Source organism: Microbacterium terregens (genome assembly GCF_039534975.1).
GTDB classification, from domain to species: Bacteria; Actinomycetota; Actinomycetes; order Actinomycetales; family Microbacteriaceae; genus Microbacterium; species Microbacterium terregens.
Map to the genome: position 1 here is coordinate 412,932 of NZ_BAAAWH010000001.1, position 22,105 is coordinate 435,036.

The following is a 22,105-nucleotide window of genomic DNA, read 5'->3' on the forward strand; positions in this document are numbered from 1 at the left end:
CGGGCTCAGGGACCGCGAAGCGCATGAGCGGGACGGAACCCGCTGATGCGCTTCTGGCTCGGGGGTTACACGGCGCGTTCGGCAGGCACCGCGACCGGCATAGGCACTCTTCTGGCAGGCGATGCCGATGACCCCTTGGCCGGCGGGCAGCTCCGATTCGCCGGGGATGCCGCAGCCACCGACGGCTCGCCCTCCTGGCTCGCCGCGCATCCGACGCTCGATGTGATCTACGCGGCGATGGAGGATGCCGGCACCGTGCGGGCCTTCCATCGCACCGGCGAGACCTCGTTCGTTCCACTCGGCGGGCCGGTCGCCGCCGGCGACGCCGTGTGCCACGTCGCGGTCGCCCCCGACGGCGGATCGCTCGTCGCGGCCTGCTGGGGAGACGGGCGCGTCGTCCGGATGAGTCTGGATGCCGCGGGCCGACCCTCCGCGCCGACTCTCGCCGCCGCGGCCGGCGTCTCGGACGAGTCGGACTCCACCGGGCCGCCGGGCGGCGGCATCGACCTCGCGCAGGCCGCCCGTGCGCTCCGCGCCGCTGCCGGCGATCAATACGCGCATCTCGTGCCGGACTACGACGCGGCCGAACCCGAACCGGTCGCGCCGACCGTGACGGATGACGCGGCATCCCCCGTCTCCCGCGCCCATCAGGCGGTCTTTCTGCCGGCCGGTCTGGTGGCGACCACGGATCTGGGGCTCGACCGGGTGCGGTTCTGGCGGACGACCCCGGAGGGGCTGCGGCCCGTCCAGGACGTGGCGCTGCCACTGGGCACCGGACCGCGGCACATGGTCTGGCACCCGAGCGGGCATCTCTACGTCGTCACGGAGTTCAGCTGCGAGGTCTACGCACTGGCCGCCGACATCACCGGATCCTGGCGGATCGTCGCCGGGACGCCGCTCGCGATGGGGATCCTCCCCGGTGACGCCGCTGCGGAGCTCGCGGCATCCCGCGATGGGGAATTCCTCTATGCGGGCGTGCGCGGCAGCAACACCATCGCAACCCTGCGCGTGCGCGGCGCAGGCGATTCCCTCACCCCGGTGGCACTCGCGGATTCGGGTGTGCAGTGGCCACGCCATCACCTCGTCGTGCGCGACACACTGCTGGTGGCGGGACAGCGCTCGGACGAGGTCGCGTCGCTGACGCTCGATCTGCGCACCGGCGTCCCCGGGCGGGTGCGGCATCGCGTCGAGGCCCCGTCGCCGACGTGCCTGCTGGTCGCGCGGTGAACGCGATGCGGGCCCGCCGGGCCCGAGCGCGCGATGACGGAGGCCGCTAGGCCCTCTCGTCGTGCTGCGCACGGTCGGCGAGCCGCTGCAGCTGCCATCGGTGCACGTCGCCGAGCCAATCCAACGGCGCCGCCGGACCGACCCGCGGGTCATGGGGATCGCGTCCGATGAGGAGCTCCTGAACGTACGCGCGATCAAGGTCGATTCGCGCTCGCAGCTGCGCCCTTCCCCCGACGGACCCGTGACCGGGGATGACGACCTCGACGGCCTCGGCCACACCCTCGAACAGCCGCAGGGCGGCGAGGTAGTCCTCGATCGGATTCTCCGCGTCCAGGTCGAGGAAGGGCATCAGGATGTCCGAGAGCATGTCGCCGGCGACGAGGACGGCGGGGCCCTCGATCAGCAAGGCCGCATGGCCCGGGGCGTGGGCCCGATGCTCGATGATCCGGATTTCGGGGCCTTGCCACGGGATGTGCGATGCGTCGGCAGGCACAGCGGTGACGAGGCCGAACAGGTCCATCGGGATCTCATCGGCGTATTCGGGTGGCACGCCCTGCGCGACGAGCGCCTGCCATCCCTCGTTCGAGAGCACACTCCGCATGGCGGCGGCACAACGGGCCGTGCCGTACCGAGGCACGTCGCCGAAGCTCCCGTGCCAGAGCACGTGGTCCCAATCGGGATGGGTCGAGAAGCCAGCGACGACCGGCTGACCCAGCTCGCGGAGGTCGTGCGCCAGGTCGACCATCTCATCGGCTGTTATGCCGGGGTCGATGAGAAGCACTCCGTCCTCGCCCTGCACGACGGTGGAATTGCTCCGGATGAACGCGCTCTCGTGAACGAGGACGTCCTCAGCGATCTGCGTGAGCATGAGATACCTTTCGCGTGTGGAGCGGGCGGGGCCGTTCGATCCCGGCGGTCGATCCGCTCATTGGTGGATGCTGTCACGGTCGTTCAGCCCAGCGCCATGGCCGCGACGGCGAGAGTGCAGATGCCGATGCCCGCTCGTTGACCCATGGCGACCCGCTCCTTCAGGAGACCGGCGGCGAGCAGCACGGTGACGGCCGGGTAGAAGGATGCGAGAACGCCCGCGATGCCGAGGCCGGTCGCTCCGGTTGCTCCGAGAAAGGCGAGGGTGCCCAGAGCGCCGAGAACGCCGGCGGCACTGCCCCACCCCAGCACACCGCGTGACGGGCGCCAGACCTGTCTGAGTCCAACTGCGGTGAGGATCGTCAGGATCGCTCCGATCAGTTGGTTGGCGGCAAGCGGCAGCAGCCCGGCGTCATCGGAGATCTGGGCCAGGGCGATGAACAGGATGCCGAAACCCACGCCCGCGAGGATGCCGTCCACAAGTGCTCCTCGCGCGTGCGTCTTTCGATCCGAGGTGGTCTTGCGCGAGATCAACCAGATTCCCGGCAGCGCGGCCAGCATTCCGACCCAGACCAACCAGCCGGGGCGTTCACCGAAGGTCACTCCCGCCAGGACGGGGAGAACGGCCGCACCGACTGCTGAGATGGGCGCGACGAGGCCCATTCGGCCGCGGGCGAGCCCCCGGTACAGGAAGATGCTGCCGGTCGCCGAGCCGATTCCGGCCAGGGCCGCCCAGGCGAAATCCAGTGCGACGGGACGGCCCGGCAACGTGAGACCGCCGACGATCATCACCACTGCCCCGGCGCCCTGCCCCACCAGCACGACCTGCCAGGAGGAGTGCCGCCGCGAACCGACGCCGCCGATGAAGTCTGAAGCGCCGTAGGCCACAGCCGAGGCGAGCGCCAGGAGGATGCCGATGCTCATGCCACCGAGCCTGTCGCCGATGCGGTCCGGAATGAAGGTCCGCTTCGGTTCCCAAGAAGTGGACCATTTGATGTAATGGGTCGCATGACGGTCGACTGGGGCCGGGGTGGCCCCGACCTGCTCGTGGCGGTCGACCGTGACGCCGGACCACTGCGGACTCAGATCCAAGATCAGTTGCGGGCGGCGATACGCGACCAGCGGCTCGGCGCCGGCGAGCGTCTGCCATCGACTCGGCGCCTCGCCGAGCTGCTCGAAGTCGCACGCGGCACGGTCGTCGACGTCTACGAGCAGTTGCTCGCCGAGGGCTATCTCGAGTCCACGGTCGGCTCCGGGACGCGGGTGGCGGCGATCGGGTCATCCGGCGGGTCGGCCCGTCGCGCTCCCGTTGTCGTTTCGGCTCCGTCCTCGCCCCGGCCGGTCGACTTCGAATACGGCATCCCCGATCTGCGTTCGGTGCCGTTGAGTGACTGGAGTTGGGCGGTGTCCAAGGCGACACAGACCCTCCCGACGGCGGCCTTGGGTGACGAGGACCTCGCCGGCTCGCGGAACCTGCGGGAGGTCGTCACCGCTTACCACCGCCGGGTTCGGGCGGGCTGGGCCACCGCCGAGGACGCGATCATCGTCTCGGGTTTCCGGCAGGGACTCGCGTTCGCCCTCGCAACGCTGGCGCGTCAGGGGATACCGCGCATCGCGCTGGAGGATCCCGGTCCACGCGACCACGCGTTGATCGCCCGGCGTGCGGGCCTCGAAGCCGTCCCGGTTCCCGTCGACGATCACGGACTCGACGTGGGGCGTCTGCGCCGGTCCGGGGCGCGAGCGGTGCTGCTCACACCGGCACACCAGTGCCCCACCGGTGTCGTGCTCGGCCCCTCACGGCGACGCGACCTGATCGCCTGGGCGGACGAGGTGGACGGGGTGATCCTCGAGGACGACTACGACGCCGAGTTCCGATACGACCGGCAGCCGGTGGGCTCACTGCAGGGGCTGAACCCCGCCCGCGTGATCGCCCTGGGATCGGTCAGCAAGACACTCGCCCCCACGATCCGGCTCGGCTGGGTTTTCGCACCACCGCGCTTCGCAGCCGGCATCGTCGAAGAGAAGCGGCTCAGCAGTCGCGGCGCACCCGGCCTGGACCAGGAAGCGCTGGCGCTGCTCATGGAGACCGGCCGGTTCGATCGTCACTTGCGACGCGTGCGGGAGATCTATCGCACCCGTCGGGACTTACTGGCAGCCGAGGTCGAGCATGCCTTCGGACCCGGCCGGCTGCGCGGGCTGGCAGCCGGCTGTCACGCGCTGCTGCACCTGCCCGACGGATCGTCCGAGCGCGGCGTGGCGGCGGCTGCGGAGACCATGGGCGTGCGCGTCAATCCCCTCAGCCACTACCGGTTCGTGACCGAAGACGGCCGGGCCGCGCCCCTCGGGTTCCCACCCGCTCTCGTCCTCGGCTTCGGCAACGTGGACGAGCAGCAGCTCCGCCGCGGCATCCGTATCCTGGCACGGGCAGCCGAACGACACGCTGGACCGGCCCGCGAGCGCGAGTAAGCCCGCGCGCGCAGTGATCGGTGGGGTGGAGGGGATCTCGATACGGCCGCTGCGCGGCCTACTCGACCTTGGCACGAGCCGCATCAACGCACGCTGCGCGCGCATTGATCCGTGGGGTGGACGGAGATCTCGATACGGCCGCTGCGCGGCCTACTCGATCTTGACACGAGCCGCATCAACGCACGCTGCGCGCGCATTGATCCGGCTCGTGTCAAATCTTCGCGTTCTGACGTGGAATGAAGACCTGTTTGATGATCAGCAGGATCGACGCGGTCACCGGCACGGCGATCAGTGCCCCGAGCAGTCCCAGCAGCGTGCCGCCGATCAGTGCGCCGATCACCACGAGAGACCCCGGGATGGAAATGGCCTTGCTCATGACCTTGGGCGTGATCACGTACGCCTCGATCTGGATGTACACGAGGTATGCGAGTCCGAAGATCAGCGCCGCGAGAGGGCTCGTGAACAGGGCCAGGACAGTGGCGAAGATCCAGTACAGCACGGGTCCGACGAGCGGGATGATCGTGATCGAGAACGCGAGCACGCCCATCAGGAGCGGGTAGGGAAGTCCGAGGAAGAGGTGCAGGAGGAAGGCCACCACGGAGTTGAAGAACGCCAGGATGACCATGCCCATCAGATAGCCGCCGATCGAGTCGGTGATCTGGTCGGTCATATCGCGCACCTTGGGGCGGTTGCGCGCCGGCGCGAACTGCATCATGGCTTCCTTGATGCCGGGCAGCGACGCCACGAAGTACAGCGTGAGGACGATGACGATGAGCAGGCCCGAGACGGCGGTCGCGATTCCCACGCCGACCTTGAGCAGGCCGCCGGAGATGGCCGCGATGTTCGACGGGTTCGTGATGAACGACTCGAGCTCGTTGACCAGCGTCGTCAGGCCTGGGCCGAAGATGCCCTCGAGCCACGCGTAGGTATCGGAGCCTTCGAAGTCGCTGATCGTCGAGGGGATGCCGGTGATGAACTCGCCGACCTGGTCGATGAGGGTCGGCACGACGAGCCAGAGCAGGCCCGCGGCCAGGATCCCGAAGACCAGGAAGACGATGACGATCGCCCACGGCCGCTGAACATTGTGTCGGCCGAACCACCGGATGACGGGGTCCAGGCCGAGTGCGGCGAACATCGCGAGGGCGATGTAGATGATGACCGTCGCGATGTTGGTCAGCGCGATGCCCAGGAGCACGGCGGCGAGCCCGCCCAGGGTCAGCAGGAACCCCACCGAGAACGGACTGTCCAGGCGCGCCCAGAACGGGCGATGTCTCTCGATGGGTTCGAGGGGAACGACAGTCGCAGCTGCATCCGTGCCCGCGGAGGGACTGGCCGAGAGCGATTCGGGCGGGGGCGTGCCATCGGTCATGGACACACTCTAGGGCGCCCCGGTCGCGACGGTCAGGGCCGACTTCGTGCGGTCTCGGCGCCGCGCGGTATCGTCGGGGAGCGAGGAGGAACCCCCATGACCGACCACACGTCTGCGCGAACCACCGAGGAAGCCGCTGCCGTCGAGACGCTGCAGCGCCTGCGCGGCAGCATCGACAACATCGACGCCGCGCTCGTCTACCTCCTGGCCGAGCGCTTCCGGGCGACCAAGCAGGTCGGCCGGCTGAAGGCGGAGCACGGGATGCCGGCATCCGATCCGGCCCGGGAAGAGCAGCAGCTCGCGCGTCTGCGTTCCCTCGCCGTCGACGCAGACCTCGATCCCGAGTTCGCGCAGAAGTGGTTCACCTTCGTCGTGGCAGAGGTCATCCGCCACCACGTCGAAGCCGCGGAACACCTCTGACCGGCGAACAGGTCCGCGCATGTCCAATGACCTCACCATCGGAACACTGCTCGACTCGGAGAGCGCCGCACCCGCGCGTCTGCTCGCCGCCAAGCTGAACCGGCACACGTTCTGGTGCGGCCAGAGCGGCTCGGGCAAGACGTACGCGCTGGGCGTCGCGCTCGAGCAGATCCTGCTGCACACCCGGCTTCCGCTCGTGATCCTCGATCCGAACTCCGACTTCGTGCGCATCGGCGAGGTGCACCAGGACGCACCGGCGGCCGTGGCCGCGGAACTCGCGGCGCGCGACATCCGCGTCCGACGCTCCACGGCGGGTGAAGGGGAGCCGCTTCGCACGCGATTCCTGTCGATGCCGCTGCGCTCACGAGCGGCGATCCTCCAGATCGATCCGCTCCTGGACGCCGCCGACTACAACACGATGCTGAGGATGGAGGGAGACCTCTCGCTCGTGCAGGACCACGATCTCGTCGGTTTCATGCGCTCGCATCCCGAACGCGTGCGCCACCAGCTCGCGATGCGGCTGGAGAACCTCGGCGTCACCGAGTGGAAACTCTGGGCCTGGGGTCAGCGCAGCGTGACGGACGACATCGACGAGCGGCCGGATGCGACCGTTGTCGACCTCGGCGGCTTCGCCACCCCCGCGGAGTCGCGGGCTGCCGCGCTCGCCGTGCTCGATCACCTCTGGGAGAACCGCGAGCAGCGCATCGGCCGCCTGATCGTCATCGACGAGGCCCACAACCTGTGCACACCGGACCCGGCGACGCCCGTGGAGCGACTGCTCACCGAGCGCATCGTGCAGATCGCGGCGGAGGGGCGCAAATACGGGCTCTGGCTGCTGCTGTCCACGCAGCGTCCGTCGAAGGTGCACCCCAACGCGCTCTCGCAGTGCGACAACCTGGCGCTCATGCGGATGAGTTCGCCACGCGACCTCGCCGAGCTCGCGTCGGTCTTCGGCTATGCACCCGACTCGCTGCTCGAGCGCTCGCCGTCGTTCGCCCAGGGCCAGGCGCTGTTCGCGGGGGGCTTCGTCGATCAGCCCAGCCTGGTGCAGATGGGCGCCCGGCTCACGCACGAGGGCGGCATCGACGTGAAGGTACCGCTGCGGTGAGGCCCTCGCGGTCCACGCGGCACCCGCTTCGACCACGAATGCCCCGGCCCGCGGTCGCGCAGGCCGGGGCATCCGATGTGCGTGTCAGGGGACAGCGCGTCGGAGCGTGAGGAACGCGATCCCGGCGAGCACCGCCGTGAGGGCCGCGGTCCAGAGGGACAGCCCCACGACGCCGACGGTGCCGAACCACATGAACACCTCTGCCCAGGCGTCCAGCCGGCCGACGAACCACAATCCGGCGACCAGGAGCACGCCGATCCCGACGAGCACGATCGTCAGCCACAGTCCGCCGAAGCGCTTGTAGATCGTCGCGGCCCAGAAGCCGATCACGAAGAACAGCATCGCGCCGACGAAATTCACCAGCAGCGCACCGAGCGGACCGGCCTCCCAGATCCAGGGCAGGCCGAAGAACCATCCGTTCACGCCCCAGCCGTTGGTGGCCCGCTCGAGAAGCCCGCCGACCACGGCGATGCCGGCGAGGATCGACGAGGTGAGCGCGGCCGTCAGAAGCGTGCCCAAGTAGAACTCGCGCCGGGTCACGCTCATCGCCTGCGAGAACGGGAAGGTCAGCGTGAGGGCCTGGACGCCGACGATGAGGAAGTACCACAGCGGTGCCTGCGCACCACCGCCGTATTTCGGGCTGTCGATGCCGGCGTTGAAGAGGATCGCGTAGACGGCCAACGCGAGGACGAAAGCACCCCCGAGGATGATCAGCGGGATCCAGATGTAGGTCTGCTTGTTGATCAGCTGCATGCGCACGACGCTGAGCGTGCGATTGGGCGCGCGCGTCGGTGTGCCGGCGCCGTCGGATGCATACGCGGTCATCGCAGGACTCCTTCTTCGGTCGGGACGGTGATCGGCTCGCCCGCGGTGTGCTGGGTGAGGCGGACCACGAGCTGCTGGAGCGAGACAGGTGCGACGTCGAGGCCGGCCGAAGTGAGCCGCCGGCGGTCGTCGGGAGTCAGAGCACCGAGCACGGTGACGGCCGAGACGCGGCCGAGGCTCTCGCGATGTATGACCTCACGCCCCACGATGAAGGCATCCACGGCGGCCGCGTCGCCGACGATGGTCGCCGCACGGTCGCGGACCGCTTCGGTGTCCTCGTCCATGACGATGCGTCCGCGGTCGATCACGAGCACCCTCTCGATGAGGTTGGCGACCTCGTCGATCAGGTGACTCGAGAGGATCACCGTGCGCGGGTGTTCGGTGTAGCCCTCGAGCAGCCGGTCGTAGAAGATCTGCCGAGCGACGGCATCGAGTCCGAGGTAGGGCTCGTCGAAGAAGGTGATCTCCGCGCGCGAGGCGAGCCCGATGATCACGCCCACGGCCGACAGCTGTCCGCGGGAGAGCTTCTTGATGCGCTTCTTCGTCGGCAGCTGGAACTCGTCGATGAGCTGGTCAGCCAGTTCTTGGCTCCAGTTCGGGAAGAACAGCCGCGCCGTCTGGAACGCGTGCTTGGGCAGGGCATCGTCCGGGTACTTCTGGCTCTCGCGCACGAAGCACATGCGTTGCAGCACTTTCGCGTTCTCGTAGGGATCCTCACCGAAGATGCGGATGTCGCCCATCGTCGCGAAGTTCTGCGCCGTGAGGATCGACATGACAGTGGTCTTGCCGGCTCCGTTGCGGCCGAGCAATCCGTAGATCGTGTTCTTCTTGATGCTGAAGGACACGTCATCGACCGCGAGCGTGTCGCGGTACCGCTTGGTGAGATTGTCGACCTGGATCACGTCGGTCATCGTCCAGTTCCTTCCGTAGGTTCGATCGCCGGCACACGGGCCGTGGTTGCACGGTCGAGGATCAGCCGACTGAGATCGTCGGCGTCCAGGCCGAGCTTGCGTCCCTCGACGAGGAGCGGCTCGACGAAGCGGTCAGCGAATGCGGCGCGGCGCTCGGCGAGAATGCGTTCGCGCGCCCCCGGCGCGACGAACATGCCGATCCCGCGCCTCTTGTACACCACGCCCTTGTCCACGAGCATGTTCACTCCCTTGGCGGCCGTTGCGGGGTTGATGCGGAAGAACGCCGCGAGCTCGTTCGTCGACGGTGCCTGCGTCTCTTCGGACAGACTGCCGTCGATGATCGAATCCTCCACGTTCTCCGCGATCTGCAGGAAGAGGGCCCGGCCTTCTTCGATCACGATCCACCTCGCTCTTTGGTTAGTTACTCAACTAAGTAACCATGGAACCAACCCAGTGTCAAGTGCACAAGCCTGTTACGTTGGCTGAGGGCCCATCCGGCCCGACGACCCAGTCCGCGGTCGTGGCGGAGCGAATCCCGGCCTTCCGCCCGAGCGTACGGTTGGCGGTCTTGGCGGATTACCCGATGTTCCCCGCCTGTGCACAGCGCTGATGCGCATGCTTGCCTATGACTGTCACCCGGGCGATACCGATGCGGTCGCACGCACAGCGGACGGCCGAAGGTGCATATTGACTCTCGCGCACGCACTCGAGGCCAGAGGCCTCTTCAAGATCTTCGGACGCAGCCCGTCCCAGGCGGTGAAACGACTCCGCGCCGGTGAATCCCGCGCCGACGTCGTCGATGCCGGAACGGCCGCCGTCATCGACGCCAGCTTCACCGTGGAGCCCGGCGAGATCTTCGTCATCATGGGGCTGTCCGGCTCGGGCAAGTCCACCATCATCAGAATGCTGAACGGCCTGGTGCCCCCGAGCGCCGGCGAGGTCCTCATCCAGGGCAAGAGCATCACGGACGCCGCGCCGGCGGAGGTGCGACGCATGCGACGGACCTCGGTGTCCATGGTCTTCCAGCATTTCGCGCTGCTGCCGCATCGCTCCGTCCTGGACAACGCCGCGTACGCACTCGAGATCCAGGGCGTACCGCGTGACGAGCGACGCGCCCGCGCGCGGGAGATCCTCGAGAAGGTGGGCCTGGGCGACCGCCCGGACGCGATGCCCGACGAACTCTCCGGCGGCATGCGCCAACGCGTCGGTCTCGCCCGCGCGCTCACGGCGGGCACAGACATCCTGCTCATGGACGAGGCCTTTTCGGCGTTGGATCCGCTGATCCGCCGTGAGATGCAGCAGCAGCTCGTGGAACTGCAGCGGGAGCTCGGCCGCACGATCGTGTTCATCACGCACGACCTGAACGAGGCGATGTTCCTCGGCGATCGGATCGCAGTCATGCGGGACGGACGGATCGTTCAGACCGGCACCCCCGAGGAGATTCTCACCGATCCCGCGAATGACTACGTCGCCCAATTCGTGCAGGATGTCGACCGCGCTCGCGTCCTCACCGCCGCGTCGGTGATGGAACCGCCGCAGGCGACGACACAACTCACCGCCGGTGTGCGCGGTGCGCTTCGCGTGATGCGCGATCTGCAGACGGGATCGGTCGCCGTCCTCGAGAACCGGCGCTACCTCGGCGTGGTCTCGGACCGCGCCGTGATCCGGGCCGTGAAGGCCGGCAACACCGACCTTCGCACCCTGCTGGATCATTCGCAGCCGGTCGTGGGTGCGGACGACCCGCTCACCGATGTCGTCGAGCGTTCCGTCGAAAACAGCCTTCCGGTCGCCGTTCTGGACGAGCAGAGGCGACTGGTCGGCGTGATTCCGCGGGTCACACTGCTCGCAGCTCTCGGCAACGTGCCGGACGTCACACGCGAGAACCCGATCATCGAACCGCCGGTCACCGTGGGCGCCGCGGAAATGACGACCACCCTCGATGCGGTATCGGCGCAGCCGTCGACCGAGGGGAGCTTCGCATGAGCGGGGTCTTCCGTCTGCCGCTCGGCGATGTCGCGGAGGCCGTCGTCGGCTTCGTGATCGACACGTTCGGCTGGTTCTTCGACGCCTTGAGCGCTGCATTCGGCGCCGTCTACAGCGGTTTGGACTGGGTCCTCTCGGCCCCGCCGTTCTGGCTGATCATCGCCGCCTTCGCGGCGCTCGCCTACTTCGCAAAGGGCCTGTGGCTCGCGGTCGGCACGGTCATCGGGCTGCTCGTGATCGTCGGCGTGAACCAGTGGGCGAACGCGATGGACTCCCTCGCGCTGGTGATGGTGGCAGCCTCGGCGGCGGTTCTGATCGCCATTCCCGTCGGCATCTGGGCCGCCCGCGACGATCGCGTCTCACGCGTGGTGCGCCCCGTGCTCGACTTCCTGCAGACCATGCCGGCCTTCGTCTACCTGATTCCGGCGCTCCTGCTCTTCGGGGTGGGGCCGGTCCCGGGAATCGTCGCGACCGTCGTCTTCGCGCTGGCACCCGGTGTCCGGCTCACCGAACTCGGCATCCGTGGTGTGGACGCCGAGGTCGTCGAAGCAGGGCACGCGTTCGGTGCCTCGCCCGCCCGCATCCTGCGTCAGATCCAGCTGCCCCTCGCGATGCCCAGCATCATGGCCGGGGTCAACCAGGTCATCATGCTCAGCCTCTCGATGGTGGTCATCGCCGGAATGGTCGGTGCCGGCGGTCTCGGCGGCGCCGTGGTGCAGAGCCTGAGCCGCATCGACATCGCACTCGGAGTCGAGGCCGGCGTGTCCGTCGTCATCCTCGCGATCATCCTCGATCGCATCACCTCGGCCGCCGCCGGAGCGCGGAATCGAAAGCGACTCACGCGGCCCTTCGCCGGCAGCGCAGAACAGGCGGCCCCCGCCCCGGCGGGTGTACCGAACTGACACGAACGAGTCCGGGGCGCGATGAGGGGCACCCGGCACTCGACCACACCTCGCGGGCTCATCACCTGCAGGAGGCGCGCGGAACCGCTGCGCCACGACCAAGACCGATCCGCGTCCAGCACGCGGATGGAGAGGACGTCACGATGACCAAGAGAAGCAGGATCACAACAGCACTAGCCCTCGCGGGCGCGGGAGCGCTCGTACTGGCCGGATGCGCCGGCCCGAGCGGCGACGCATCGAAGGACTCGAACACCGCGGGCGCGGACCGCCCCATCACGATCGCCGTCTTCAACGGATGGGATGAAGGCATCGCCGCATCCGAACTGTGGAAGTCGGTGCTCGAGGAGCAGGGTTACGAGGTCGAGCTCGAATACGCCGAGCCGGCGGCCGTCTACACGGGTCTCGCGAACGGCGACTACGATCTGACGCTGGACACCTGGCTTCCGCTGACGCACCAGCAGTACGTCGAGCGCTTCGGCGAGGACCTCGTCGACCTGGGCGCGTGGAACGAAGAGGCCAAGCTCACGATCGCCGTGAACGAGGACGCACCGATCGACTCCCTCACGGAGCTCGCCGAGAACGCCGCGCTCTTCGACAACAAGCTCGTCGGCATCGATGCGGGCTCCGGTCTCGTCACCGTGACCCAGGACGCCGTGATCCCCGGATACGGGCTCGACAGCCTCGACTTCATCGTGTCGTCCACCCCGGCAATGCTCACCGAGCTGAAGTCGGCGACGGATGCCGGTAAGAACATCGCCGTCACTCTGTGGCGCCCGCACTGGGCGTACAGCGCGTTCCCGATCAAGGACCTGGAAGACCCCGACGGTCTGCTCGGCGACGCCGAGGGCATTCACACCACCTCGTCGCTCGCGTTCCAGAAGGATTTCCCCGAGGCGTTCGAATGGCTCTCGAACTTCGCGATGGACAACGAGATGCTCTACTCCCTCGAGGACGCCATGTTCGGCGAATACGACGGCGACGACTTCGGTCCCGTCGTCAAGGATTGGATCGCCGCGAACCAGGCGTGGGCCGACGCCCTCACCTCCTGACGGTGGCATGGACGGGGCGGGTGGCCGACAGGCCCCCGCCCCGCCGTGTGCGTCAGGTGTGCGGTTTCGGCCTGATGACGCGTCCGGGCGCGGTATCGGAGCTGCGCGACGGTACCGGCCAGGGCACGGGACCGGACGGCAGCCGATCACGCGGAGGCGCGGCATCCGCTCGGTCGGGCATCGCCGGCGACCCGGAGCGGGTCGGTGCGGCCGCGGACGGCGGATGCGCGTCGGTGCTCGAACCTCCCGGAGCCTGTCCGGTCGTGAGCTCGAGTGAGACCTTGCCTTCGAGCACTTCGATGGCCTCGTCGGACAGCGAGATGAGGCCGTCCAGCTCTTCGCGGACGCGGCGATAGGCGACCTGCCGCTCCGCGGGCGTCGCTGCCTGGTCGATCGCGATCGTGAGCAGCTGCTTGGCCGTGTCGAGGCGCTTGCGCTCCACCTCGGTGAAGGACGAGTCCTTCAGCCGTCGGGCGTCGCGCTCAGCGACGTCGAAGGCGACCTCGAAGTCGGCGACCGCATTGCGGTACTCGGTGAGCTGGTCCCTGGTCAGGCGCGCTTTGGCGGATGCCGGACGTAGGCCGTCCGCGACGCGCTTCGCCCGCAGGAACGCCGCCGTCAGCGGTTGACGCCCGTCGCTCATCGCGGGGAACGCGATCAGCTTGGCGACATCGAGCTCGTAGTCGAGCCAGCGCGCCGTCACGGCGTCGTGCGCCGTGAAGAGCCGCTCGAGCTGAGTCGCTCCCTGCGCGGCACCGCTGCTGCTGTGCGCTGCCGCGCCGCCGGTCGCCGGCGCGGTGCTCGCCGGGAGCAGGACCGAGGTGCCGCGGGCGGCCGCCTGCGCGGCCTTGAGCTCAGCCTTCGCGTGCAGGACTTCGAGCCGGCGCTTGTGCCGGCGGCGCGCGCTGCGCTCCCAGGCGCTGCCGACGCCGCCCATCACACCCATGAGAGGGAAGACGAGCCACCAGTAGCTCCCGATGAACTGGAAGAGGGGCTCCACCGTTTCATGCTAACCGTCGAGCGGGTCGGGCGTCCTCGTGGTCAGCGCACTTGCAGGTCCGCCGAAGGTCCGCGCTCCGCCGTCAGGAACGCGGCCGGCGAGGATCGCGGCGTCCGGGACGCGACGCGACCGCCGCGACGCGAGCCATCGCCTCGATCGACCACGCCAGAGTGCGGGATGCCCCGTCCGACAGATCCTGCGCGAGACCGACCCACCACTCACCCGCCGGCTCCTCAGCGCGTGGGTCGCCGGCCCGGCGCCACGCGTCGTGCTCCGCGGCGTCGAACGCCCGCGACATCCGCCGGACGGCATCACGGTATGCCGAGTAGTCGGCGGGCGAGATGCGCGCGTCCGCCGATGAGGGGCGCAGCCATTGCGCCGCCCTCTGCTCCTTCAGGAAGGTCGCGGTCAGCGGTGCACGCACGTCCGACATCGACGGATAGGCGATGGCCAGTGCGGGATCGGTCTCGTACGCCATCCACGCCGAGGTCACCGCGCTGTGTGTCGCCATCAATCGTGCCAGCGGCAGCGCCTCCGGACCATCCCGTCGCGTGGGCACCGCGACCCGCGCGGCGCGTACGTCCGCGCGGCGGGCCGTGAGAGCGGCCGAGGCGGCGGTCGCCTCGCGCTGCGCCTGCCTCAAGCCGTGACGGGCCGCCGCGGCGTCCGCCGTGGTCGCGCGCCCGGCCCGGCGGTCGGCCTCGACACGCGCCACATGCGCACGGGCGGCATGCACGGCGGCGCGCGCACGGGTGAGCGCGGTGCGGGCGGGGCGCAGGTCGCCCTGGGCCGCGTGGAGTTCGAGCCGGCGCACCCGCGCCTTGCGCTGTGCGCGCACGCCGACGGCGCCGAGGGCTGCGGCGCCCGCAGCGGTCACCGTTGCGGGAACCGCCCACCACCCCTCGGACAGCAACACCCAGAGCGGATCCACACACTCAGGCTACCGGCGCCGGCTGGAGGTGACCCGAGCAATTCCGGCGACCCGACCCGCCTCGGTGGGCGTGGCCGACCTCCTCCGTCGACTTGCGCTGTTCGTACGCGAAAGCGGCGGGCGCGGCCGACCTCCTCCGTTCACTTGCGCTGTTTGTACGCGAAAGCGGCGTGCGCGTGTACATCCAGGGCAAGTGAACCGGCGGTGCAAGTGAACTCTGCGGGGCGAGCGTGCTCTGCGGGTGCGAGCCTCGCCGAGGCCCGCGCAGGTCAGCCGAAGATGAGGGCGAGCACCGTCGCGCCACCGCCCACGACGATCAGCGCCACGATGACGACCCACGCGGTGATCTTGATCCGTCGCTGCCGTGCATCGTTGTATCCGCTGTACTCGTCGTCGCTCGCCATGCGTCCAGCTTACGCGGTGTGCTGCGGGGGCTCGGAGACGGTCGGGCCGAAGGCCGCCGGAAGCGTCGAGCCGGACAGGTGGCGCAGTTCACCGAGCGAGAGGGTGAACAGTCCCTGGATCTCCAGGGACGGCTCGGCGTGCGCGAGCGCCCCAGGGGCTTGGGGGGAAGCTCCGCTCGCGACGGCCTCGCCGGGCGCATCGCTGACACCGATGCGCAGCACCGGATATCCCCGGCCTTCGCACAGGCCGCGGAATTTCACGTCGTCCTCGCGCGGCACCGTCACGATGACGCGGCCCGTTGACTCCGAGAAGAGGGCGGTCGCGGCATCCACCCCATCGCGTTCCATGATCTCGCGGAGCCACACGCGCGCGCCGACGCCGAAGCGCAGCACGCCTTCGGCGAGAGCCTGCGCGAGCCCGCCCGCGGAGAGGTCGTGGGCGCTGGAGACCAGCGACTGCTGGGATGCCGCGTGCAGCAGCCCCGCGAGCCGCTTCTCGTTGCCGAGATCGACCGCGGGCGGGCGGCCGCCCAGGTGCCCGTGGACGGTGCCGGCCCATGCGGAGCCGCTGAGCTCGGGGGCGGTCACGCCGAGCAGGTAGATGTTCTCGCCGGGATCCTGCCATCCGCTCGGGATGCGCTTGGCGACATCGTCGATGATCCCCAGTACGCCGACCACGGGGGTCGGGAAGATGGGCTGGTCGCCGGTCTGGTTGTAGAAGGAGACGTTGCCGCCGGTGACCGGGATGCCCAGTTCGAGGCATCCGTCGGCGAGGCCGGCGACGGCCTGCGAGAACTGCCACATGACCTCGGGGTTCTCCGGGCTGCCGAAGTTGAGGCAGTCCGTGACCGCGGTGGGCTCCGCGCCGGTGACGGCGACGTTGCGGTACGCCTCGGCCAGGGCGAGCTTGGCGCCCTCGTACGGGTCGAGCTGGCAGAAGCGGCCGTTGCAGTCGGTGGCGATGGCGAAGCCGAGGCCGGAGTGCTCATCCACGCGGACCATGCCGGCATCGTCGGGGAACGCCAGGGCCGTGTTGCCGCCGACGTAGTAGTCGTACTGGTTGGTCACCCACGCGGTGTCGGCGAGGTTGGGGCTGGCGAGCAGCTGCACGAACTGGCCTCGCAGGGTGTCCGGATCGTCGGAGCGGCTCAGCGCGGTCGCCGAGTCGTCCCGCAGCGCGTCGATCCACGTCGGGTAGGCGACGGGACGCTCGTACACCGGACCGTCCACGGCGACGGTCGACGGGTCGACGTCCACGATGACCTCGTCGTGCCACTGGATGACGAGGCGGCCGTCGCCGGTCACCTCGCCGAGCACGCTGGTCTCGACATCCCACTTGCCGACGACCTCGAGGAAGGCGTCCAGTTTCTCGGGGGCCACGATCGCCATCATCCGCTCCTGCGACTCGGACATGAGGATCTCTTCGGGGGTCAGGCTCGGGTCGCGAAGCAGAACCTTCTCGAGGTCGACGCGCATCCCGCTGCCGCCGTTGGCGGCCAGCTCGGACGTCGCGCACGAGATACCCGCGGCACCGAGGTCCTGGATCGCCTCGACCAGGTCGTCGCGGTACAGCTCCAGGCAGCACTCGATGAGGACCTTCTCGGCGAACGGGTCGCCGACCTGCACGGCGGGGCGCTTGGTGGGGCCGGTCGAATCGAACGAGTCCGACGCGAGGATCGACGCCCCGCCGATGCCGTCGCCGCCGGTGCGGGCGCCGAAGAGAACGACCAGGTTGCCGGCGCCGGTCGCGTTGGCGAGCTTGATGTCCTCGTGACGCATGACGCCGACCGCGAGGGCGTTGACCAGCGGGTTGCCCTGGTAGACCGAGTCGAACACGGTCTCGCCGCCGATGTTGGGCAGACCCAGGCAGTTGCCGTAGAACGAGATGCCCGAGACGACGCCGTGCACGACCCGCGCCGTGTCGGGGTGATCGATGGCTCCGAAGCGCAGCTGGTCCATGATCGCGACCGGTCGGGCACCCATCGAGATGATGTCGCGCACGATGCCGCCGACACCGGTCGCGGCGCCCTGGAACGGCTCGATGTAGCTCGGGTGGTTGTGCGACTCGACCTTGAACGTCACCGCCCAGCCCTCGCCGATGTCCACGACGCCGGCGTTCTGGCCCATCCCGACCATGAGGCGCTTGCGCATGTCATCGCTGACCTTCTCGCCGAACTGGCGGAGGTAGATCTTGCTCGACTTGTACGAGCAGTGCTCGGACCACATCACCGAGTACATCGCCAGCTCACCGCTCGTGGGGCGGCGCCCCAGGATCTCGCGGATGCGCGCGTACTCGTCAGGCTTGAGCCCGAGGGCGGCATAAGGCTGCTCGCGTTCGGGCGTGAGGGCCGCGTTCTGAACGGTGTCGGCAACGGGACGGGATGCCGCGACCGCGGCGTTCTCGAGGGAAGTCATGGCGCGGCTGAACTCCAATATCGCGGGATGCCGGACAGCCCCAAGTCTAGTCGCGGCTCGCTCCGCCCCTCCCCGGCCGCTCCCTGGCCGCGAAACAGGATGGCCGCCGCGAGACAGGGGCGAGCCCGCTCCGTCTCGCGGTGCCGCTGCGGTCTCGCGGGCGTGGGGGCGGGCGCGGGGTCTAGGTTGGAGCTGCTTCACGAGCCGGCCGGCGAGGAGGTCGAAGTGCTGAGACTCGAGCATCCGCGGGACCTGATCATGATCGGCGCGATCTTCGGCGTCGCGGCGTTCGTCTGGGCAGGGTGGGCGCAGGAGGCGCCGCCCGACCACTGGATCTGGCGTGTCGTGCTGACGGTGACGCTGGTCGCCGGTCTCGCGTTGGCAGGTCTCAGCATCCCGCTCGCGGTGCGCAACTGGGGCACGCCGACAGCGATCGACCCGGGCAGTCGGGCATTCCGCGTGTACATCGTCGTCGTGGTCGTCGAGGTGGTCATCGCGGCGGCCGCCGGGTTCCTCGCGATCGGCGCCGGGCGCTCCGACCTGGTCGCGCCGCTGATCCTCGCGGTGGTCGGCATCCACTTCGTCGCGCTGGCGTTCGTGTTCGCACAGCCGGTGCTGCATCTGTCCGCCGCGCTGCTCGTGGTGGTCGCCGCGGTCGCCGTGCTGATCCCCGAGTCGATCGCCGCGCCGAGCTTCTGGTGCGGGCTCCTGGGCGCTCCGGTGTTCATCGCGATCGGCGCCTGGTGCACGATCGCCGGCCGTTCCGCCCTGCGTCCCCGCTGACCCGCCCCCGTCCTTTCCGGCCGCGAGACAGGATGGTCGCCGCGAGACAGGGGTGAACGCACTCCGTCTCGCGGTGCCTATGCTGTCTCGCGGTGAAGGAGGGCCGGGCGGGTCAGGAGGCGCGCAGCAGTGCGTCCTCGAGCGCGACCCACGCGAGCATCGCGCACTTGACGCGCGCGGTGTACTTCGAGACGCCGCTCAGGGCCTCGGCATCCCCGTAGGTCTCCTCATCGATGGGGATCGTCCCGCGCGAGCGCAGGGCTTCGCGGAAGCCGTCGATCAGCGCGGATGCTTCGGCCCGCGGCATCCCGTCGTCCTTCTCGTCCACGAGAACGGCGAGCATCGACGCGGACGCCTGCGAGATCGAGCACCCGGCGCCGTCCCACGTGACGTCGCGGATCACGCCGGCGTCGTCCAGGCGCACGCGCAGGGTGATCTCGTCGCCGCAGATGGGGTTGCGCTGGTGCGAGGTGCCGGTGAGGAGCGAGTCGGCCGCATCGTCCTCCGGCGCGAGGCCCTTGCCGTGCGGTCGCTTGGAGTGCTCCAGGATCAGCTCCTGGTAGAGCGATTCGAGCCCGCTCATGCGCCCACTCCGAAGAACCCGCGGACGTCCGCGAGGGTTTCGAGGAAGAGATCGACGTCTTCGACGGTGTTGTACAGCGCCGTGGAGGCGCGGACGGATGCTGTCAGGCCGAAGCGGGCATGCAGAGGGGCGGCGCAGTGATGACCGACGCGCACCGCGATCCCGCGGGAGTCGAGGTACTGGCCGACGTCGTGGGCGTGGACACCGTCGACGTCGAAGGCGGCGAGCCCGACCCGCTCGATCCCTGCCGGGCTGTCACCGAGCAGGCGCACGCCGTCGATGGTGCGCAGGCCCTCACGAAGCCGCCGCTCGAGCACGCGCTCGTGCTCGTGCACGGCATCCATTCCCACCGTGTCCAGGTAGCGCACCGCCGCCGCGAGGGCGATCGCCTGAGAGACCGGTTGAGTCCCCGCCTCGAAGCGCTGCGGAGGCGGCAGGTATTCGGTCCGATCCAGGGTCACCCGAGTGATCATCGAGCCCCCCGTGAGGAAGGGAGGAAGCGCGTCCAGCACGTCAGCGCGGCCGTACAGCCCGCCGATTCCGTACGGACCGAGCATCTTGTGCCCAGAGAACACCGCGAGGTCGACCCCGAGCGCCGGCAGGTTCAGCGGCAGGTGCGGCGCGGACTGGCATGCGTCCAGCACGGTCAGCGCGCCGACCGCGTGCGCCAGGACGACGAGCTCGGCGACCGGGTTGACGATCCCGAGCACGTTGGAGACGTGGGCGAAGGCGACGATGCGGGTCCGGGGTCCGATGACGGATGCCGCGGCATCCAGATCGAGGGTGCCATCGTCGCGCACCGGAATGTGGCGCAGTACCGCGCCGGTGCGGGCGGCCAGCTCTTGCCAGGGAACGAGGTTGGCGTGGTGCTCGGCCTCGGTCACGACGATCTCGTCCCCGGCCGCGAGCGCGAGACGGGAGCTGGCGGGACCGCCGCGCCCCACCGTCGCGTTGCCGATCGCGTATGCGACGAGATTCAATCCCGCGGTGGCACCGCTCGTCCAGACCAGCTGCTCGGGAGGCGCGCCGACGAACGCGGCGACGGTGGCGCGCGCATCCTCGAACAACTCGGTGGCTTCGGCGGCGAGCGTGTGGGCACCGCGATGCACCGCGGCGTTCTCGTTGGTGAGGAAGGCCACCTCGGCGTCGATCACGGCCCGGGGCTTCTGGCTCGTCGCCGCCGAATCGAGGTAGACGAGGGGGCGGCCGTCGACCAGTCGGCTCAGGATCGGGAAGTCTGCTCGGAGCGCGCGGGCGTCGAGGGCGGTTTCGGTCGAAGAACTCACGCTCCCAGGCTACGCCGCAGTCCTGAGCGGGAGGTCGGTGCGCGCCCGCCGCACGCGCTCGAGCACCGGCACAGCTCCTCGCGTTCGTGCGCGGGCCGCCGCTAGCGTGTGGTCATGCTCGATCTGGCCTTCGCGCGCGACCTCGTCATGACCGGTGTGATCTTCGGCGCCGCCGCCTTCGTCTGGGCGGGGTGGGCGCAGGAACGCCCGCCCGCCGGCGTGGTCTGGCGGATCGTGCTCGTGGTGCTGCAGGTCGCGGGGCTGGTTCTCGTCGGCTTCGGCATTCCGGCGGCGGTCCAGCACTGGAACACCCCCACCGCGATCGATCCCGGAAGCACCGCGTTCGTCTGGTACATCGTGGTGTTCTGGCTCGAGGTGGTCGTCATGATCGGCCTCGCGATCCTGCTCACGCGCACGAAGCGTGCGCAGCTGATCGCCCCGGCGGTGCTGGTCATCGTCGGCGTGCACTTCGTGCCGCTCTCGTTCGTCTTCGGTCAGCCGATCATCCTGCTCGCCGCGTTGCTGATCACCGCCGCCGGGGTCGCCGCGGTGCTTCTGCCGCACAAGACCGCGGCGCCGAGCTTCTGGTGCGGCATCCTCGCGGCGCCGATCTTCCTGATCCTCGGAACGGTGGCGCTGGTCGCCGGCAACGGCGCACTGGGCCCGTAGCGGAACCCCAGACGTGACCGCGGATGCCGCGGCCTCCGCGGTCAGCCGGCGGACAGCATCCGGACCCCGTCCAGGACGGCGGCGTGGGTGCGCGGCGACCCGAGGATCCGGAAGTGCCCCACCGCGGGAACGATGACGTTCGTCGCGCCGTCCAGCGCGCTGCCGCCGGGGATGTGCGGGTCGAAACGGCCGAACACCGACACGATGCGGCCGTTGACCGAGTCCTCGCGGCCGAGCATCACGATCGTCTCGTCGTCGGGCAGGAAGGCCCGGATGCTGGGCACGACGAACAGGCCGGCGAGCCGTGACCCGTGGAACGGGGTGCACACCGCGACGAGACCGAGCAGGCCGAGCGGCGCAGCGGAGCTCGAGGGTGCCGCGGCCGCGGCATCCGCCGGGTCACCCCCGGTCGCAGCCTCGATCGCGGCGGCGGCGGCCGCACCCGAGGCGACCAGCAGATGCTTGCCGATCAGCCCACCCTTGCTGTGGGCGACGAGGATGCGGCCGGCCGCGGAGGGCGGTCTGCTCGCCAGCGCACGGCCCAGACGTTCCGAGGTCTCGACGATGCCGCGACGATTCGTCCCGAGCCCGTGGACGACCCTCACGCGATGTCCGGCCGCGTTGAGGGCGTCGCCCAGCGGCCGCAGGAAGGTCCAGTGCTCGTAGACCCCCGGCAGCAGGATGACCTCGGCGAGCCCGTCCGAACCCTCGCGCCAGGCGCCCGGAGCCGGGCGGGGGCGTCCGAGGGTCCATGGTGCGGCGAGGAGGGCGAGCTGCCGTCGCCCGGCGTAGGCGTAGTCCAGTGCCCACCACCACCCGCGCACGAGCCAGGAGGGTTGTGCAGGAGCCTGCTCAGCGCCGCTCATGGCCGAATTCTACGATCGCGGTGCGGGCTCGGTCCGGGACA

General features: G+C 69.5%; 22 protein-coding genes. 9 read left to right on the forward strand and 13 right to left on the reverse strand.

Annotation, left to right across the window (positions count from 1 at the left end; all coding sequences use genetic code 11):
• Nucleotides 1–45 precede the first annotated feature (45 nt).
• Nucleotides 46–1,227: a lactonase family protein gene (locus ABD655_RS02000; RefSeq protein WP_344711206.1), complete on the forward strand. Its 1,182-nt coding sequence runs from the start codon at nt 46–48 to the stop codon at nt 1,225–1,227.
• 46 nt (nt 1,228–1,273) lie between these two features.
• On the opposite strand, the gene ABD655_RS02005 is transcribed toward ABD655_RS02000, so the two are convergent.
• Both ABD655_RS02005 and ABD655_RS02010 read right to left on the reverse strand, forming a co-directional pair.
• On the reverse strand, nt 1,274–2,095 hold the full coding sequence (locus ABD655_RS02005) for an MBL fold metallo-hydrolase (RefSeq protein ID WP_344711209.1): 822 nt from the start codon (nt 2,093–2,095) through the stop codon (nt 1,274–1,276).
• 83 nt (nt 2,096–2,178) lie between these two features.
• The gene (locus tag ABD655_RS02010) at nt 2,179–3,018 is read right to left on the reverse strand and encodes a DMT family transporter (RefSeq protein ID WP_344711212.1); all 840 of its coding nucleotides are present in this window, start codon (nt 3,016–3,018) and stop codon (nt 2,179–2,181) included.
• An 84-nt stretch (nt 3,019–3,102) separates the two neighbouring features.
• Between ABD655_RS02010 and pdxR the strand changes: the two genes are divergently transcribed.
• Complete coding sequence (gene pdxR / locus ABD655_RS02015; RefSeq protein WP_344711215.1) at nt 3,103–4,560, forward strand: MocR-like pyridoxine biosynthesis transcription factor PdxR; 1,458 nt, start codon at nt 3,103–3,105, stop codon at nt 4,558–4,560.
• 211 nt (nt 4,561–4,771) lie between these two features.
• Here pdxR and ABD655_RS02020 read toward each other — a convergent pair whose 3' ends face one another.
• Complete coding sequence (locus ABD655_RS02020; protein WP_344711218.1) at nt 4,772–5,929, reverse strand: AI-2E family transporter; 1,158 nt, start codon at nt 5,927–5,929, stop codon at nt 4,772–4,774.
• A gap of 96 nt (nt 5,930–6,025) precedes the next feature.
• Here ABD655_RS02020 and ABD655_RS02025 point away from each other — a divergent pair, with 96 nt between their 5' ends.
• Entirely contained in the window at nt 6,026–6,349 is a 324-nt protein-coding gene (locus ABD655_RS02025; protein ID WP_344711221.1) for a chorismate mutase, read from the forward strand.
• Between the two features lie 19 nt (nt 6,350–6,368).
• The gene (locus tag ABD655_RS02030; protein WP_344711224.1) at nt 6,369–7,457 is read left to right on the forward strand and encodes an ATP-binding protein; all 1,089 of its coding nucleotides are present in this window, start codon (nt 6,369–6,371) and stop codon (nt 7,455–7,457) included.
• Between the two features lie 84 nt (nt 7,458–7,541).
• Here ABD655_RS02030 and ABD655_RS02035 read toward each other — a convergent pair whose 3' ends face one another.
• From ABD655_RS02035 to ABD655_RS02045, 3 genes are read right to left on the reverse strand one after another with little or no spacing between them, the layout of a single operon-like run.
• A complete protein-coding gene (locus ABD655_RS02035) occupies nt 7,542–8,282 on the reverse strand; it encodes a hypothetical protein (RefSeq protein WP_344711226.1) in 741 nt (246 codons plus the stop codon).
• Entirely contained in the window at nt 8,279–9,193 is a 915-nt protein-coding gene (locus ABD655_RS02040; protein WP_344711228.1) for an ABC transporter ATP-binding protein, read from the reverse strand. Before ABD655_RS02040 ends, ABD655_RS02035 begins: the two co-directional genes overlap by 4 nt.
• A complete protein-coding gene (locus ABD655_RS02045) occupies nt 9,190–9,591 on the reverse strand; it encodes a GntR family transcriptional regulator (protein WP_344711231.1) in 402 nt (133 codons plus the stop codon). The genes ABD655_RS02040 and ABD655_RS02045 overlap by 4 nt, the downstream gene beginning before the upstream one ends.
• A 289-nt stretch (nt 9,592–9,880) precedes the next feature.
• On the opposite strand from ABD655_RS02045, the gene ABD655_RS02050 reads away from it, so the two are divergent.
• From ABD655_RS02050 to ABD655_RS02060, 3 genes are all read left to right on the forward strand, one after another.
• A complete protein-coding gene (locus ABD655_RS02050) occupies nt 9,881–11,176 on the forward strand; it encodes a quaternary amine ABC transporter ATP-binding protein (RefSeq protein WP_344711233.1) in 1,296 nt (431 codons plus the stop codon).
• The gene (locus tag ABD655_RS02055; protein WP_344711235.1) at nt 11,173–12,078 is read left to right on the forward strand and encodes an ABC transporter permease; all 906 of its coding nucleotides are present in this window, start codon (nt 11,173–11,175) and stop codon (nt 12,076–12,078) included. The genes ABD655_RS02050 and ABD655_RS02055 overlap by 4 nt, the downstream gene beginning before the upstream one ends.
• A 143-nt stretch (nt 12,079–12,221) precedes the next feature.
• Nucleotides 12,222–13,127 (forward strand): glycine betaine ABC transporter substrate-binding protein, encoded by a 906-nt coding sequence (locus ABD655_RS02060; protein WP_344711237.1) that lies wholly within the window; start codon nt 12,222–12,224, stop codon nt 13,125–13,127.
• A 52-nt stretch (nt 13,128–13,179) separates the two neighbouring features.
• Here the strand turns inward: ABD655_RS02060 and ABD655_RS02065 are convergent, their stop codons facing one another.
• The 4 genes from ABD655_RS02065 to purL all read right to left on the reverse strand — a co-directional run bounded on the left by ABD655_RS02065 (nt 13,180) and on the right by purL (nt 17,877).
• Nucleotides 13,180–14,127: a hypothetical protein gene (locus ABD655_RS02065; RefSeq protein WP_344711239.1), complete on the reverse strand. Its 948-nt coding sequence runs from the start codon at nt 14,125–14,127 to the stop codon at nt 13,180–13,182.
• Nucleotides 14,128–14,209: 82 nt separating this feature from the next.
• Complete coding sequence (locus ABD655_RS02070; protein ID WP_344711241.1) at nt 14,210–15,058, reverse strand: hypothetical protein; 849 nt, start codon at nt 15,056–15,058, stop codon at nt 14,210–14,212.
• 269 nt (nt 15,059–15,327) lie between these two features.
• Nucleotides 15,328–15,462, reverse strand: coding sequence for a hypothetical protein (locus tag ABD655_RS02075; protein ID WP_344711243.1), 135 nt, complete (start codon nt 15,460–15,462; stop codon nt 15,328–15,330).
• Nucleotides 15,463–15,471: 9 nt separating this feature from the next.
• On the reverse strand, nt 15,472–17,877 hold the full coding sequence (gene purL / locus ABD655_RS02080) for a phosphoribosylformylglycinamidine synthase subunit PurL (RefSeq protein WP_344711245.1): 2,406 nt from the start codon (nt 17,875–17,877) through the stop codon (nt 15,472–15,474).
• Nucleotides 17,878–18,102: 225 nt separating this feature from the next.
• Between purL and ABD655_RS02085 the strand changes: the two genes are divergently transcribed.
• Nucleotides 18,103–18,660: a hypothetical protein gene (locus ABD655_RS02085; protein ID WP_344711247.1), complete on the forward strand. Its 558-nt coding sequence runs from the start codon at nt 18,103–18,105 to the stop codon at nt 18,658–18,660.
• Nucleotides 18,661–18,772: 112 nt separating this feature from the next.
• On the opposite strand, the gene sufU is transcribed toward ABD655_RS02085, so the two are convergent.
• Together sufU and ABD655_RS02095 are read right to left on the reverse strand one after the other, a co-directional pair.
• The gene (gene sufU / locus ABD655_RS02090; protein ID WP_344711249.1) at nt 18,773–19,243 is read right to left on the reverse strand and encodes a Fe-S cluster assembly sulfur transfer protein SufU; all 471 of its coding nucleotides are present in this window, start codon (nt 19,241–19,243) and stop codon (nt 18,773–18,775) included.
• Nucleotides 19,240–20,529, reverse strand: coding sequence for a SufS family cysteine desulfurase (locus tag ABD655_RS02095; protein ID WP_344711251.1), 1,290 nt, complete (start codon nt 20,527–20,529; stop codon nt 19,240–19,242). Before ABD655_RS02095 ends, sufU begins: the two co-directional genes overlap by 4 nt.
• A 114-nt stretch (nt 20,530–20,643) precedes the next feature.
• Here ABD655_RS02095 and ABD655_RS02100 point away from each other — a divergent pair, with 114 nt between their 5' ends.
• Nucleotides 20,644–21,198, forward strand: coding sequence for a hypothetical protein (locus ABD655_RS02100; RefSeq protein ID WP_344711254.1), 555 nt, complete (start codon nt 20,644–20,646; stop codon nt 21,196–21,198).
• Nucleotides 21,199–21,239: 41 nt separating this feature from the next.
• Here the strand turns inward: ABD655_RS02100 and ABD655_RS02105 are convergent, their stop codons facing one another.
• Complete coding sequence (locus ABD655_RS02105) at nt 21,240–22,064, reverse strand: esterase/lipase family protein (RefSeq protein ID WP_344711258.1); 825 nt, start codon at nt 22,062–22,064, stop codon at nt 21,240–21,242.
• Nucleotides 22,065–22,105: the final 41 nt, after the last annotated feature.